This is a genomic window from Pedobacter polaris, from assembly GCF_005116505.1.
In the GTDB taxonomy this organism is placed as follows: Bacteria; Bacteroidota; Bacteroidia; order Sphingobacteriales; family Sphingobacteriaceae; genus Pedobacter; species Pedobacter polaris.
Genome location: NZ_SWBR01000002.1, coordinates 573,328 through 589,922, shown reverse-complemented (window position 1 = coordinate 589,922; position 16,595 = coordinate 573,328). Strand labels below are relative to the sequence as shown.

Here is a 16,595-nt window from a genome sequence, read left to right as displayed (position 1 = left end):
AAAATACCTATGAAAAAAATATGTATGGCCTTTGTCGGCTTATTAACATTAACGATAAGTGCGCAAGCTCAAAAAAAGTCGGGAGCAATTCAATTTGAAAGTACAATGGATCCAGCTGCAATGGCATCTGCAAACGGTATTCAATTAAGTGATGAAATGAGGGCACGTATGCCTAAAGCAGTGAAAACAAATTTCGAATTACTTTTTAATGCCACTAGTGCTAGTTACATGCCTGTAGAAGAGACGGAAGATAGTAATGGTGGTCAAGGTGGTGGTGGAATGGGTCGTATGATGATGAGATTTGGGGGTGCCGGTGGTGCAAGAGAATATTATTACACGTTTGCAGATCAGAAATTAGTAGAAGTATTTGATGTAAGTGATACAACTTATGTTATGCAAGGTAAATTAGCAGTAGCATTACCAGCACAACCAATTAACATGGGTAACAGATCTCAAAACAATAACAATGCGGCAACTACTACAGGAAATACAACTACTGTTAGTGCAGTTCAGTTTTTACCTGGCCCACCAACATTAGAAGTTGTTAAATCTGATGAAACCAAAAAAATTATTGGATTTAATTGTAATAAAGTAATTGTAAAATCAATTCGCAAAGCAAAGGTATTGGGTGAAGATAGAGATGTAATTGATGAAACAGCAGTTTGGTTTACCAATGACCTAGGCTTTAATTTTTCTCCAGACCCAAATTTTTGGACTGAAGGAACAGTTTTAGCAATTGAAAATAAAGGTAAAACTACAACGGCAAAAAGTATAGAATATAGAAATGTTAGTGCCAAAGATGTTACTGCCCCTAAAAAGGCTTTGCCTATTACAGCAGAGCAATACAAAACCAAAATGGAAACCATGATGAAAAGGTTTACAGGTGGTGGCAGACCAGGTGGTGCAACAGGTCAGGCAAGAAGCGTGATAATTAATTAATTTTACTAAATATCTGTTTAAGAGCCTCAATTTTAATTGGGGCTTTTTTTATATATGTATTTTTATAATGCTGATAACTCTTATCTTTGCATTTCAAAAATCACGTAGTAGGTGATTTAACTAAACAAATTTTTAACTTTTAAATCATAGTTGTAGATGATTAACATTACTTTACCTGATGGCTCTAGTCGTCAGTACGAAAAGGGCACATCTGCCCATCAAATAGCCTTATCTATATCAGAAGGCTTAGCAAGAAACGTTTTAGCTGCAGAAGTGAATGGAGAAATTTGGGACTCATCGAGACCAATTGAATCTGATTCAAGCGTAAAATTATTAACTTGGAACGACACTGCCGGAAAAGCTACATTTTGGCATTCTTCAGCCCACTTAATGGCTGAGGCTCTAGAATCGCTATATCCAGGAACAAAATTCGGTATCGGCCCTGCCATAGAAACTGGTTTTTACTACGATGTAGATTTTGGAGATAGAGAATTTTCTTCAGACGATTTTAAAGCCATTGAAACCAAAATGCTTGAGCTCGCTAAACAGAAAGAAGAGTTTAGCAGAAAAAGCGTAAGCAAAGCTGATGCAATTCAATATTTTACCGAAAAAGGTGATGAATATAAGCTAGATCTTTTAGAAGGGTTAGATGATGGTAAAATCACTTTTTATACTCAAGGTGCTTTTACTGATTTATGTCGCGGTCCACATATTCCAAACACTGGTTTTATCAAAGCTATAAAATTGATGAATGTTGCTGGTGCATATTGGCGTGGGGATGAAACTAAAAAGCAACTAACTCGTATATATGGAGTAACTTTTCCAAAAGCTAGTGAACTAACAGAGTACCTGTTGATGATTGAGGAAGCTAAAAAGCGTGATCACCGTAAACTAGGTAAGGAATTAGAGCTATTTATGTTCTCTGAAAAAGTTGGTGCTGGTTTGCCAATGTGGCTGCCAAAAGGTACCGCTTTACGTGAGCGTTTAGTTCAATTTTTAACAAAAGCCCAAGTTAAATCTGGTTATGAGCAGGTAATTACTCCTCATATTGGCCATAAAAATTTATATGTTACTTCGGGTCATTATGATAAATATGGAAAAGATAGTTTTCAGCCAATAAAAACACCCCAAGAAGGAGAAGAGTTTTTCTTAAAACCGATGAATTGCCCGCATCACTGCGAAATGTACAAGTTTAAACCTCGTTCTTATAAAGATTTACCAGTTCGCTTTGCAGAATTTGGTACTGTTTATCGGTATGAACAAAGTGGTGAGTTACATGGTTTAACCCGTGTAAGAGGATTTACTCAAGATGATGCACATTTATTTTGCCGTCCAGATCAAGTTAAAGAAGAGTTTAAAAAAGTAATCGACCTTGTTTTGTATGTTTTCAAATCTTTAGGATTCGATAATTATATTGCACAGGTTTCTTTACGCGACCCAGAAAATAAAGCAAAATACATTGGTTCTGATGAGAATTGGAGACTAGCTGAAACTGCAATTATAGAAGCTGCAGAAGAAATGGGATTACCAACCGTAGTAGAACTTGGTGAAGCTGCTTTTTATGGACCTAAGCTAGATTTTATGGTTAAGGATGCATTGGGTAGAAAATGGCAGTTAGGCACAATACAGGTAGATTATAACTTGCCTGAGCGGTTTGAGTTAGAGTATACAGGTAGCGATAATTTAAAACATCGTCCGGTAATGATTCATCGTGCTCCATTTGGCTCGCTAGAGCGTTTCGTGGCGGTGTTAATTGAACATTGTGCTGGTAATTTTCCATTATGGCTTTCGCCCGAACAATATATTATCCTTCCTATTTCAGAAAAGTATGAAGAATATGCAAAAAAAGTTTCAGATGAACTAAATAATTCCGATATTCGCGGGCTGATAGACTTTCGAGATGAGAAGATTGGAAGAAAAATCAGAGATGCTGAAGTTAAAAAGTTGCCTTATATGCTAATAATTGGCGAAAAGGAAATGGAAGAGCAAAAAGTTTCAGTTCGTAAACATGGCGAAGGAGATTTAGGTTCGATGACTTTAGCAGAATTTAGTGCATTAATTAATAAAGAAATAACAGTTTAAACAGGATTTACATTTGGCATTAGGAAGACCAGGATTTAATAGGGGACCACGTCCTCCTTTTAAGAAAAAAGAAGCAGAACATAATATTAATCAGTATATCAGGGCTCAAGAAGTTAGGTTAGCTGGAGATAATGTTGAACCAGGGATTTATCCTTTGGCTAAAGCTTTGGCACTTGCTGATGAATTGGAGCTAGATTTAGTAGAAATCTCACCAAATGCAGTTCCACCAGTTTGCCGTATTATCGATTATAGCAAGTTTGTTTACGAACAAAAGAAAAAGCAAAAAGAGATAAAAGCAAATGCTAAACAAACGGTAATTAAAGAAATTCGTTTTGGTCCTAATACAAACGATCACGATTTTCAATTTAAATTAAAGCATGCTGTTAGTTTCTTAGAAAATGGTGAGAAAGTAAGAGCTTATGTACACTTTAAAGGTAGAGCTATTGTTTACAAAGAACAAGGTGAAATCTTATTGTTAAAGTTTGCTCAAGCCTTAGAAGAAATAGGTAAGGTAGAATTATTACCTAAATTAGAAGGAAAGCGTATGTTTTTAACATTAGCTCCTAAAGTAGCAAAGAAGTAATACAATTATATAAATTAAAACAGGGTTATGCCAAAAATGAAAACCAATTCCAGTGCTAAAAAGCGTTTTTCGCTTACTGGAACAGGTAAAATCTCAAGAAAGAACGCATACAAAAGTCACATTTTAACTAAAATGAGCACTAAACGTAAGCGTAACTTAGGCCAGACAAGTCTGGTAAGTGCAGCTGATATGGGCAACGTTAAACGTATGCTTGCAATCGGTAAATAATTAATTTTTAACCAGATACTCGGTAACTAAGATTGCGAAAGCAACACCGCTTATCAAAAACAACACACTATGCCACGTTCGGTAAACGCAGTAGCTGCTAGACGCAGAAGGAAAAAAGTCCTAAATATGGCCAAAGGCTATTGGGGATCAAGAAGCAAGGTATTTACCATTGCTAAAAACACGGTAGAAAAAGGTTTGCAATATGCTTACCGTGACCGTAAAGTTAAGAAAAGAGAATTCCGCGGTTTGTGGATCCAACGTATCAACGCTGGAGCACGTGAGCACGGTGTATCTTACTCTCAATTAATTGGTAAATTGGCAGCTAAAAACATCGGTTTAAACCGTAAAGTATTAGCAGACTTAGCAATGAACCATAAAGATGCTTTCAAAGCAATCATTGATGCAGTAAAATAAGAAATACATTACAATAAAAAAGGGGAGCAATTTGTTCCCCTTTTTTTATGACCATTTTTTTGTCATTCAGAGCACAGCGAAGAATCTCTTTGATCAGATTCCTCCGAAGTCGGTATGACAGGTAATGTTTTAGAAAAGCAATTTCATCACTTTTATTAATGTCAGTCTGGCTTTACGCTCTATTCCCGATGAAGAATCAGGAGATCGCTTCAATCCAGTTTATAAACTTCAAATTGTGCAAGAAACAGAGATGCAAAAGGGGATTACTAAAGATTTAAACTTTTTCCTGCTTCAATAATATTTATTTTATCTAAACTCTTGAGGGCCTGGATATTTCCTAAATGATTAATTTGAGTATAATTCAAAATATAGCTTTCGCTCTCCGAATTAGCTTCCCCATTAAAAATTATGCCTTTAATAGCAATATTATGTTGCTGTAGGGTATTAATGGTAAGTAATGTATGATTTATGCTTCCTAAGTAATTTTGTGAAACCACAATAACTTCAAGATTCAAATGCTTAATCAAATCTAAAATTAGTTCTTTATCATTTAACGGAACTAGTAAGCCACCAGCGCCTTCAACTATAAGCGAATTATCAGTTTTTGGAAGGTGAAATTGGTTTAATTCGATTTCAACTCCATCTAACTTTGCAGATAAATGTGGTGATAGTGGGTGATTTAATCGGTAAGTTTCTGGATGAATTTTAGTTTTTTGATTACTGATTAAACTCTCAACTGTCAAGCTATCACTTTGCTCTAGATCCCCAGATTGTATAGGTTTCCAATAGTCTGCCTTTAATTTTTCGGTTAAAATTGCACTAACAACTGTTTTTCCAATTCCAGTTCCAATTCCAGTAATAAAATATTTATTGGCCATTATTACAAAACTTTTAATTCATTAACCAAATCGGTTATTTCTTGATCACTGTTATAAGTATGAAGGCAAATTCTTAACCGTTCTTTTCCTTCTGGCACAGTTGGACTTAGAATTGCTTTGACATCAAAACCCTTGCTTTGCATAACAGCTGCTGCATTTCTAGCGCTATCGTTATCATCAAACAACATAGTTTGAATTGCACTTGTACTTTTAATTACTGGCAAATTTATATTTTTAATTAATTGATTATATAAGGCTATTTTTTGTTGGATTTGATATTCAAAATCTCCACTTGATAAGAGCTGATAAGCACAATTTATCGAGATAATATTGTGTAAAGGAGCAGCAGTTGTATAAATGAAAGATCTTGCAAAATTAATCAGGTAGTTTCTAAGTGTATCATTGCCTAAAATAATAGCACCATGAGTTCCCATCGCTTTGCCAAAAGTTACAATCCTGGCAAAAACATCATTTTCTAGGCCTAATTGGTAGACTAATCCTTTGCCTTGCTGCCCAAAAACGCCTGTAGCATGTGCCTCATCAACAATTAAATTAGCATTATACTTTTTGCAGAGCTCATTTATTTCTACTAGGGGAGCAGTATCTCCATCCATTGAATAAACACTTTCTACAACTACATAGGTAATGCCCTTTGCATTTTTTAGTTTTTGTTCAAGATCTATTAAATCATTGTGTTTAAACTTAAATCGTTCTGCGTAGCTTAATCTTGCACCATCTATTAAACTTGCATGTATAAGGTCATCTGTAATTATAGTATCTCCACGTTGAGGTATTGAGGATAATAAGCCAATATTCGCATCATAGCCAGAATTAAAAATCAATCCACTTTGTGCATGATGAAAATTTGCAATGAATTGTTCCGTTTTTTCGGTAAAAGGATGGTTTCCACTTAATAGACGTGAACCACCAGATCCATTTTTAAAATTTTCAATTTCACTACTTTGCTTATCGATTAATTCCTTTAACGCTAACGATCTTGCAAAACCTAAGTAATCATTTGAACAAAAATCAATTGGGAGTGAGGTACTTGTAAGTTTCCTTAATAGCCCTTTTTCAACCCTTTCATTCAATTTTTTCTGAAGAAAATTTTCTGCTTGGTTCATTCATTCAAAAATAAAGAAAGCCCCGAGATTATCGAGGCTTTCCTTATTTAATATTTATCAAATTATTAAGGGTTTAATGCTAAAAAAGCTAAAGCAGCTAAGGAAGAGCCTATTATCGGACCTATAATTGGTACCCATGCATAGGCCCAGTCGCTACCACCTTTACCCTTCATTGGAATTAAAGCATGAACTATTCTTGGTCCTAAATCTCTAGCTGGGTTAATTGCATATCCAGTTGTGCCACCTAAACCTAAACCAATTACCCAAACTAAAAATGCTACAGGTATTGCGCCTAAAGACCCTAAACCAATAGGAGTGGCCTCTTCTTTAGTGCCCATATTAGCATCAGTAAAATAGAAAATGACGAAGATTAAAACGAAAGTCCCAATAATTTCTGATATTAAATTAGAAGTATAATTTCTTATTGCTGGACCGGTTGCAAACGGAGCTGCTTTTAATCCTTGATCCTCAGTAGCATCAAAATGATCTTTATACATTAGCCAAACTAAGAATGCACCGGTCATTGCACCGGCAACTTGAGCACCTGCATATCCTGGCACTAATGCCCAACTAAATTTTCCAGCAATAGCTAAACCTAAACTTACAATAGGGTTTAAATGTGCACCACTATGTGGACCGGCAACTACAACACCAACAAATACAGCTAGGGCCCAAGCAGTAGTTATCACCATCCAACCACTATTGTTGCCTTTTGTATCCTTAAGTACAACATTTGCTACTACACCATTGCCTAATAATATCATTAATGCTGTGCCAATGAATTCTGATAGGTATACGTTCATATTTTTATTTGGTTAAATGCAATATCCAAAGGGATTTGCAATTTGTAAATATTTTTAATCTTCTGCGTTAACTCTTGCAGCTTTTATCGCTCTATTCCAACCTTTAATTCGGGTTGTATTGTCAATATTATCACTTGCTACAAATGTTCTATTGATTTTCCATTGAGATCTTATTTGATCTATACTATCCCAAAAACCTGTTGCCAAACCTGCAAGATAGGCTGCCCCAATTGCCGTAACTTCGGTAACTTCTGGTCTAATCACTTTGCAGTTTAATAAATCAGCCTGAAATTGCATTAAAAGATTATTTGCTGTTGCACCCCCATCAACTCTTAGTTCTGAAATACCAACTCCAGCATCAGCTTCCATAGCTTTCAAAACATCCATGGTTTGGTAAGCAATACTTTCTAATGCAGCTCTTGCAATATGCGATTTATTTGTACCCCTAGTTAAGCCAGTTATTGTTCCACGAGCATGTTGGTCCCAATGTGGGGCTCCCAAGCCAGCAAATGCTGGAACAATATAAACGCCTTGTGTATCAGGAACTTTAGAAGCTAACGTTTCTACATCAGCAGATTTAGATATCATGCCAAGTTCATCTCTAAGCCATTGTACAACGGCCCCACCTATAAAAATACTTCCTTCTAATGCATAATTTACTTCACCATTTATTTGCCAAGCAATTGTAGTTAGAAGGTTATTAACAGAGATTTTTGGAGTTTTACCAATGTTCATTAACATAAAACAACCTGTGCCGTATGTATTTTTTACCATTCCAATTTCTGTACACATTTGTCCAAATAGGGCAGATTGCTGATCACCAGCGATACCAGCGATAGGTATTTTAGCTGCTAAAACATTCCCAGCGGTTTCGCCATAAATCTCACTTGATGATTTTACTTCTGGTAACATTGATTTTGGAATGCCAAATAAATCCAGTAATTCTTCATCCCAACTTAAAGTGTGGATATTGTAAATCATGGTTCGAGATGCGTTACTTACATCAGTTACATGAGTTGCACCATTTGTTAATTTCCAAATTAACCAAGTGTCAATTGTTCCAAATGCCAATTTACCAGCAGCTGCTTTTTCTTTTGCACCTGCTACATTCTCTAAAACCCATCTTGCTTTTGTGGCAGAGAAATAAGAATCGATTATTAAACCAGTTTTATCTTGAATTTTTTGAGATAGCCCTTGTTTTCTAATACTATCACAATAATCAGATGTACGTCTATCTTGCCAAACAATTGCATTGTAAACTGGTTGACCAGTTTCTCTATCCCATACAACTGTAGTTTCTCTTTGATTAGTGATTCCAATTGAGTTGATATCAGTTGCCGATAATCCAGCTTTTACAATAGCCTCGGCAGCTACAGATAATTGCGTAGACCAAATTTCCAATGGATCATGCTCAACCCAACCTGCATGAGGATAAATTTGTGTGAATTCTTTTTGCGCAATGGCAACAATTTCACCATCATGGTTAAAAACTATTGCTCTCGAACTTGTGGTTCCTTGATCGAGAGATAGGATGTATTTGCTCATAAGTTTATATTTGGTTAGGTTACTAACTCGCTAAAGCTGGTTTGTGATCAATTTTATTAGCGTGATAGATGTATCCAGAAGCTAATTTATTAAATATTTCTATTTGATTCTCTTTCCAATTTTTATCTGCACCCAATTCTTCTGCTAAAATTGAAGCAACTCTTTCGCTCATCTCAATTGCTGCACTTGCATCAATGAAAAGCACTCTTAGTCTTCTGCTTAAAATATCTTCAACAGTTTCTGCCATTTCATTTCTGATTGACCAAACCACCTCAGCTTCTGTATATGGAAAGTTAAGGTGTAGTTTTTTACTTAGTTCAGGTTGTTTTTTGCATAAATCTTCAATAAATTCCCTATCAGACCCATAAATATTCATATAGTTATTATCCGTACTAATTGCACACCCATGAATCTTAAGATTTTTTGTTACACAGCTTTTGGGCTCGAATCCACTATGTTTAATCGCTAAATCAATTGTTTCTTCTGCCATTCTTCTATAGGTAGTCCATTTACCTCCCGTAATTGTAATTAAACCTTTTGCAGAAACTATTAATTTATGATCCCTGCTGATTTCTTTAGTACTATTGCCATTTGAATCGGTAGGAGCGGCTAATGGCCTTAAACCAGAAAAAACGCTTAAGATATCATTTTCAGTAGGTTTAGTGTTAAAGTAAGATCCGGCAGTGGCTAGTATAAAATCTGTTTCTTCTTTTAAAGCTCGAGGCTCTAAACTATGTTCGTCTAAAGGTGTGTCTGTAGTTCCAACTAATAGATGTTCATGCCATTGTACTGCAAATAAAACCCTTCCATCTGCAGTTTTTGGAATCATAAGTGCAGATTCGCTATTTAAAAATTCCTTTTTTAGTACAATGTGAACACCTTGGCTAGGGCGAACCATTTTCTTTGCGTTAGGGTTGTTCATTTGTAAAATCTCATCAACAAAAACTCCTGTTGCATTGATTACTATTTTCCCTTTAAGTTTAAATCTTTCCTGTGTTATCGCATCTTCAGCTTCAATTCCGGTTACACAATCTCCTTCTTTTAAAAGGTTAACTACTTTCATGTAATTAATTAAGGTAGCTCCTTGTTCAGTTGCAGTTTGAGCAATATTTATAGCTAAACGAGCATCATCAAACTTGCCATCAAAATACCTAATAGCTCCTTTAAGGCCTTTTTGCTTAATGCCAGGCATTACTTTTAATGTTTCTTTTTTTGATAAATATTTAGATTTTCCAAAGCTATATTTACCTGCAAGCCAGTCGTATAGCGTTAATCCAGTTAGGTACTTTGCTACAGAAAACCAATCATAGCAAGGGATAATAAATTCTTCTTTATGAACTAGATGAGAAGCATTTTGTTCTAACAATCCTCTCTCACGAAGAGCATGTTTAACTAGTCCTATATCACCTTGAGCCAAATAACGCACGCCGCCATGTACTAATTTGGTACTTCTACTAGATGTGCCTTTGGCAAAATCGGACTGTTCAACGAGTAATGTTTTTAAGCCCCTGCTAGCCGAGTCAAGTGCAGTGCCCAATCCTGTTGCGCCACCACCAATAATGATTACATCCCAGGTTGATTGATCTGATAAACGATAACTGTGTATTCTACGCATTAATAATGAAAAATAATAAAACGAAACAATAAGCAAGTATAAGTAATCATTTCGAAATATAAAAAATCAACTAAAAAAAATATTTTATTTAACCAAATAGATTGAGTCTTTATTTTATTTATTATTTTGCAAACAAGAAGACCCAAATATGATAATGAACTTAGCTGAAAGACATCAGTTTATACTGAACAGGATACAAAAAGATCAGTATATAAATGTTGTTGAACTGTGTAAAGAACTAAAAGTTTCATCTGTAACGATACGGAAAGATTTGAAGCTATTAGAAGATAAAAGCTTGCTTTTTAGAACACATGGTGGTGCTACAGTTAATAATCCATATACAGTTGACAGGCCAGTTAACGAAAAAGAAAAGCTACAATCAATTGAGAAAAACAAGATTGGTGCTGCTGCTGCCAAGCTTTTAAAAGAGAATGATTCTGTAGTCGTTGCTTCTGGTACTACTTTGTTATATTTTGTAAAAAACATTCCCGCTGGACTTAATTTAACAGTTGTAACATCTGCTTTAAATATTGCATTAGAATTGTTAAGAGAGCCTGGTATTGAGGTCATTCAATTGGGTGGTATATTGCGTAAAAGCTCATCGTCTGTAATGGGGGTTTATGCAGAACAAGTACTTCAAGATTTTTATTTTAACACACTGTTTTTAGGTGTTGACGGAATTGATTTAGATTACGGCTTAACCACCACTAATGCAATGGAAGCTCATCTAAACCGTAAAATGATCAATGTTTCACAAAAAACAATTGTTCTAGCCGACTCTACTAAGTTTGGTAAAAGGGGCTTTGGTAAAATTTGTGGGCTTGAAGATATAGATCATATTATTACTGATAAAGGTATATCTCAGCAAATTGTAAATCACCTTGAAGGACTAGGTGTTACGGTCACTATCGTTTAATTAGTCCTTTACTCTTATATATTAATGGCTATTCAGTTCCTTTCAATTAACTAATAAGAAGTTTTATTTCTGTTATTAACCTTTCGAGCAAGTTTCGATATTAATCTCATTGCTATTCTTTCATAGAACTTATTCCTTGTAACCGAAATGTTGCGTGTTAAATCTATGTTAGCTAAAATAATATTCTTCAGCAGGGAATTTAAGTCTTTTTGATTTGTAATGGCAATTATTATTGAATAATTACTTACGCTGTTAATTTAATTAAACCTTGTTTTTGTTCTAAAAAAGCCAATCATTTTTGAATATTTAAAAATAATTAGTAGTTTCAATTTGTTTTTATATTTTTATATCGAAATATTTAATAACATAAAATTAAATAAATCGGAATAAAAAAGTTCGAAACTATTAACGAATAGTTAATATTGGCTTAACGTTCGTCGCTTACTTTTGCGACTTCGGTAGCAGAACTAAATTGTTTGCATAAACTAACCGGATATATCAATAAATTATGAACAAAACATTTACTCAACATGTTGCTCTGCTTTGGCATAACTTGCGTAGTGAAACTAAAGACGCGGAAAAGCAGTACAAAAAACGAAGTAGTTTTAATTTAATCTACAGTGGTATTTTTTCCTGTAAACTATTCTTGTTTGGAAGTTTAATTCTAGCAATTACATCAGCACAATCTTTTGCACAACAAACTACTGTACAAAATGTGGTTGTAAAAGGTAAAGTTGTTGATGATGCTGATGGACAGGTGGTGCCAGGTATTACTGTTGTTGATAACACTAGAAAAGTTTTAGGTGTTACTAATGAAAATGGAGAGTTTTCAATCAGTGTACCAAAAGGCACGGTAGTTAGCTTTTCTATGATCGGTTACGCTACTATAACTAGAACATTTAATGATGGCCAAGCTAACTTAGTTATTCGTATTAAAGAATCTTCAAGCCAGTTAAGTGAGGTTGTAATTACCACCGCCTTAGGTATTAAACGTTCTGAACGAGCTTTAGGTTATGCAACTACAACTTTAGACAGCACCACGATTACTAATGCTATTTCGAGTAACTGGACTGATGCTTTGTCTGGTAAAGTTGCAGGTTTAAATTTAGTGCGTAATAGTGGACCTGCTGCTTCAAATAAAATTATATTAAGGGGTGAAAACAATTTAACAGGAGACAACGAAGCACTTATTGTAATTGATGGTGTGGTTGCTTCAAGTAGTTCCAGAAGAACTGCAGCTACAGGTGGTGGTGCTTACGGTACAGGTGGTGATATTATGCCAGTGGATTTTGGGAGTGGATTGAATGATTTAAACTCTGAGGATATTGAAAGTGTGACTGTGCTTAAGGGACCAGCAGCTTCGGCTTTGTATGGACAACGTGGTGCTAATGGAGCTATTGTCATAACCACTAAATCTGCAACCAAGAATAGAAAAACGGTGGGGATTACATTTACTTCTAACAGTGCTTGGGAGCAAGTGAATAGAAAACCAGATAGGCAAACTGAGTTTGGTTTGGGTAATGATGGTTCCAATTTCTATCAATGGGGAACAGGTGCTGTTAGTGCCGCTTACGGACCTCCATTGGGTACGGGATTAATGTTTTATCAATATGATCCAGCAACTAAAGCACTTGGTACAACACGTACACCATTTGTGGCATACGAAGATCCTATTGACGCTTTTTTTGTTACTGGTTTTGAGCAAACAAATTCCCTTACTTTAGATGGTACGTATAAAGGAGTTGGATTACGGTTAACTGCTAGTCATGGTGAAAATGAGTGGATCGTTCCAAATACAGGTTTAGAACGTACATCTGTAGCTTTAAATGCTAATTCAAATATCACCAAAAAACTTAGTGTCAACATAAAGGCACAGTATAGTAATCGAAATGCCGATAATTTGCCTACTACAGGTTTTGGTAATCAATCTTTAATGTACTGGTTTGCATTTTCTCAACCGAACATCAATACCGATTGGTACAGAGATTATTGGAAAACTGGTAGAGAATTTATAGAATTTTCGGATTTAACCACCTCATTTCCAGAAGGACCTTACGCCATTTCTGAACAGTACTTGAATGGACAACGTCGTAATGGTTTTTTGGGTAATATACAAGCTAACTATAAATTTACCAAAGAACTAAGTTTAATGGTTCGTGCTTCTGGGGATTTGAATAAGGATGTGCGAGAAACTAAAAGACCTTTTGGTGCTAATGGAACTGGATGGGCTCAAGGTGCTTATCGTGTAAGTAACATACGCTCTTACGAAATTAGTGCTGACTTCATGTTGAAATATGATAAAAAAATAGGCAAAGATTTTCAACTGAATGCTAGCTTAGGTGGAAGCCAAATGCGTAACGAATATAATAGATTAGAAGTTCGTGCTGATGGTTTGGTTACGCCAAATATTTTCAGATTAGATAATAACCTTAATCCATTAGTATATGCGCCGGATACTGCACGTTACAGGATCAACAGTTTTTATGGAACAGCATCTTTTTCGTATAAAAATTATTTATATCTAGATTTAACGGCCCGTCAAGATTGGAACAGTACTTTGGCGACCATTACAAGAACAGATAATGTGGGTTTCTTTTATCCCTCTGCAAGTTTAGCTTTCATAGCTTCAGATTATTGGAAATTACCAAAGTCTATCAGCTTTGCGAAATTTAGAGCTTCTATTGCACAAGTAGGTAGTGGTAGTACTATTCCTTATCGTACTGAATACAACTATTTAATAGCTGCAAATAATACATATCCAGGCAATGCATTGACTAATCCAACCATTTTGCCTAATGCAAATCTTAAACCATTAATTACTACTACCGTAGAATTAGGGTTAGATTTAAAGATGTTTAATAATCGCTTAAATTTAGATTTTGCCATCTATTCAGGGAATACCAAAAATCAAATACTTAGCCGTATCCTCGATAAATCAACAGGGTATAATATAGGTGTGTTTAACGTAGGACAAGTTGATAATAAGGGTATTGAAATTGCATTGAACGCTACGCCAATAAAATCTAAGAACTTCAGTTGGACGGTTAATGGTACTTTCACAGCCAACCGTAATAAAATTAAAGAATTGGCTGATAGTTCAGTTGTGTTACGTACTGGTGGATTTGGTAATGGAGGACAAATTGTGGCGCAAGTTGGTGGTAGTATGGGTGATTTATATGGCAATGGCTTTTTGCGCACATCTGATGGGCAAATCATATTTGACGAAAAAACTGGCGTACCAAGAATTGATAATAATATAAGGTATTTAGGCAATACAATGCCTTTATTTAGATATAGTTTTGGTACAGGTTTTACATACAAACAAGTAAGTATGAATGTACTTTTCGATGCTCAATTAGGAGCGGTAGGGCACTCTATGACAATGGCTCAATTATTAAGATTTGGTAAATCATCACTTACCTTGCCTGGTAGATATAATGGTATTTTAGGACAAGGAGTGGTAGAGAATACAGATGTGAATGGTAATCGTTTGGGAACCTATAGGCCAAATGATGTGATAGCTGCCGACATACAGAGTTATTATGAGACAATAGGTTATAACCAAGCAGAAGGAGCGGTTTATAGCACAAATTACCTGAAGTTTAGAGAAGCCAATCTTACTTATAGTTTTAATAAGAAATTCTTGCAAAGAATTGGTTTTAGTAAAATGACAATCAGTGCGTATGGACGTAACCTATTTATATGGTCGCGTTGGCCAGGTTTCGATCCTGAGTTTGGAACATTGTCTGGTTCTGATATTCAACAAGGTTTTGAAGTTGGACAGCTACCATCAACAAGAAATTATGGATTACGTTTAGTTGTGGGCATTTAATACTTAAAATGATGAAAATGAATAAAAAAAATATCATATATATACTTTTAGCCGCTTTAAGTTTATCTACATTCTCATGTACGAAAGACTTTAATGAGGTAAATACTGATCCACTGGGCAATGTGAAAGCTACTCCTGAGCAACTTTTAGCGCCAACATTAGTCAATCTTATGGCAACCAATATGCTGCGTAACCGTAATTTCAATAACGAGTTAATGCAGGTTACTGTTGAATTGAGCCCTGCAGAAGGAAAGGTATTTAGATATGATATCAGACGTACCCAGGCAGATAATACTTGGAACGGTTGGTATGTTAATTTAACCAATATTAAAGATATCTACACTATTGCAAGTAAGCCGGAAAGTATTAACGAATCTTATCAGGGTATTTCCTTGATTACGCAGGCTTGGATATATTCTTTATTAACCGATACTTACGGAGATGTACCCTATACCCAAGCTAATGATGGTAGAAATAATCTACAACCGGTTTTTGATAAACAGAAAGACATTTATTTGGATTTGTTTAAAAAATTAGAAGAGGCTAACGAACTACTTAAAAAGGGAAGGGCAATTGTTCCTCAAAGTGACCCAGTTTACAAAGGAGATGTAGCTAAGTGGCGTAAATTAGGCAATTCTTTATATTTGAGATTGTTGTTGCGTATTGCAGGAAAGTCAGAAGTAGCTGCTAATACAGTAGCTAAAATAAAAGAGATTATCGATACTAATCCTGCTAATTATCCTATTATTACAAACAATGACCAAGGTGCTATTAATCAAAATGGAGATAATGGTAGGATATTATGGACAGGTTCAAATTCAGCAGCGGCATTATATACTTCACCTTTTATGTCTAGTATACGTCCTAATGATTTCAGGGCAATAGGCTTATGTGACTTCTTTTTGGGAAAATTGATGACTTGGGGACATCCATGCGTAACTAACATGGGGGCACCTTCTTATACATCACGTTGGAGCATAGATGGAGTAGAAGGTATCCCTAGCGGATCTGTTCCAGGTGCGATTCCAGGTATATTGGCACATTTTAATGCCGACGACGATGTAGATGGTACGGGGACTGCTGCTAGAAAAAAATCATATAATTTACAACGAGATGCTTACACAGGCATTATCATGAATGTAGCTGAGGTTAGCTTTATAAAAGCAGAGGCAGCTGCAAAAGGATGGATTAATGGTAATGCAGGTGATTTTTATCATCAGGGTATAGCTGACGCTATCAATTATTGGAGACCAAATTTTATTTCGAGTTTAACTCAAGCTAATTTTATTAGCTATTTAAATGATAATAATTTAGCTTGGAAGCCAGCACTTCCTTTAGACGATTCGACCTACGGTAATAATAGTAAAATGGAAATGATACATCTTCAAAAATACTACGCTATGTTTTTGGTAGACTTTCAACAATGGTTTGAATATAGACGCACTGGGCATCCGCAATTACCAAAAGGACCGGGTTTAGTAAATGGAGCTAAAATGCCTGCTAGATTGTTTTATCCAACTATTACCCAATCAACTAATCCAACTAATTACAAAAATGCTATAGCTACGCAAGGAGCTGACGACATTAATACATTGGTTTGGTGGCAAAAACCATAATTTTTCACATCATTTTAAAA

General features: G+C 35.3%; 13 protein-coding genes. 8 read left to right on the top strand and 5 right to left on the bottom strand.

The genetic code is table 11. From position 1 onward, the window contains the following. The first annotated feature begins 9 nt into the window (after positions 1–9). The 5 genes from FA048_RS08730 (at position 10) to rplT (ending at position 4,246) form a co-directional block, all read left to right on the top strand. Positions 10–939 carry a hypothetical protein gene (locus tag FA048_RS08730; RefSeq protein WP_136839934.1) on the top strand — a complete coding sequence of 310 codons (930 nt, stop codon included), beginning with the start codon at positions 10–12 and terminating at the stop codon, positions 937–939. Positions 940–1,095: 156 nt separating this feature from the next. Continuing rightward, positions 1,096–3,021: a threonine--tRNA ligase gene (gene thrS, locus FA048_RS08725; protein WP_136839932.1), complete on the top strand. Its 1,926-nt coding sequence runs from the start codon at positions 1,096–1,098 to the stop codon at positions 3,019–3,021. Positions 3,022–3,034: 13 nt separating this feature from the next. Continuing rightward, the gene (gene infC, locus FA048_RS08720; RefSeq protein WP_113652646.1) at positions 3,035–3,604 is read left to right on the top strand and encodes a translation initiation factor IF-3; all 570 of its coding nucleotides are present in this window, start codon (positions 3,035–3,037) and stop codon (positions 3,602–3,604) included. A 27-nt stretch (positions 3,605–3,631) separates the two neighbouring features. Continuing rightward, positions 3,632–3,832, top strand: coding sequence for a 50S ribosomal protein L35 (gene rpmI / locus FA048_RS08715; protein ID WP_136839930.1), 201 nt, complete (start codon positions 3,632–3,634; stop codon positions 3,830–3,832). Positions 3,833–3,901: 69 nt separating this feature from the next. Next, positions 3,902–4,246 (top strand): 50S ribosomal protein L20, encoded by a 345-nt coding sequence (gene rplT, locus FA048_RS08710; protein WP_055131818.1) that lies wholly within the window; start codon positions 3,902–3,904, stop codon positions 4,244–4,246. Positions 4,247–4,512: 266 nt separating this feature from the next. On the opposite strand, the gene bioD is transcribed toward rplT, so the two are convergent. The 5 genes from bioD to FA048_RS08685 all read right to left on the bottom strand — a co-directional run bounded on the left by bioD (position 4,513) and on the right by FA048_RS08685 (position 10,211). Further along, positions 4,513–5,124 (bottom strand): dethiobiotin synthase, encoded by a 612-nt coding sequence (bioD, locus tag FA048_RS08705; RefSeq protein ID WP_136839928.1) that lies wholly within the window; start codon positions 5,122–5,124, stop codon positions 4,513–4,515. A gap of 2 nt (positions 5,125–5,126) precedes the next feature. Then, positions 5,127–6,248 (bottom strand): aminotransferase class I/II-fold pyridoxal phosphate-dependent enzyme, encoded by a 1,122-nt coding sequence (locus FA048_RS08700; protein ID WP_136839926.1) that lies wholly within the window; start codon positions 6,246–6,248, stop codon positions 5,127–5,129. Between the two features lie 65 nt (positions 6,249–6,313). Further along, positions 6,314–7,051: an MIP/aquaporin family protein gene (locus FA048_RS08695; protein ID WP_136839924.1), complete on the bottom strand. Its 738-nt coding sequence runs from the start codon at positions 7,049–7,051 to the stop codon at positions 6,314–6,316. A 54-nt stretch (positions 7,052–7,105) separates the two neighbouring features. Continuing rightward, positions 7,106–8,596, bottom strand: a complete 1,491-nt coding sequence (gene glpK, locus FA048_RS08690) for a glycerol kinase GlpK (protein ID WP_136839922.1) — start codon at positions 8,594–8,596, stop codon at positions 7,106–7,108. Between the two features lie 22 nt (positions 8,597–8,618). Beyond that, positions 8,619–10,211, bottom strand: a complete 1,593-nt coding sequence (locus tag FA048_RS08685; RefSeq protein ID WP_136839920.1) for a glycerol-3-phosphate dehydrogenase/oxidase — start codon at positions 10,209–10,211, stop codon at positions 8,619–8,621. A 151-nt stretch (positions 10,212–10,362) separates the two neighbouring features. Between FA048_RS08685 and FA048_RS08680 the strand changes: the two genes are divergently transcribed. The 3 genes from FA048_RS08680 to FA048_RS08670 all read left to right on the top strand — a co-directional run bounded on the left by FA048_RS08680 (position 10,363) and on the right by FA048_RS08670 (position 16,575). Beyond that, a complete protein-coding gene (locus FA048_RS08680; protein ID WP_136841261.1) occupies positions 10,363–11,127 on the top strand; it encodes a DeoR/GlpR family DNA-binding transcription regulator in 765 nt (254 codons plus the stop codon). Between the two features lie 508 nt (positions 11,128–11,635). Beyond that, on the top strand, positions 11,636–14,959 hold the full coding sequence (locus tag FA048_RS08675; protein ID WP_136839918.1) for a SusC/RagA family TonB-linked outer membrane protein: 3,324 nt from the start codon (positions 11,636–11,638) through the stop codon (positions 14,957–14,959). A 17-nt stretch (positions 14,960–14,976) separates the two neighbouring features. Next, positions 14,977–16,575, top strand: a complete 1,599-nt coding sequence (locus FA048_RS08670) for a SusD/RagB family nutrient-binding outer membrane lipoprotein (RefSeq protein WP_317130520.1) — start codon at positions 14,977–14,979, stop codon at positions 16,573–16,575. Positions 16,576–16,595: the final 20 nt, after the last annotated feature.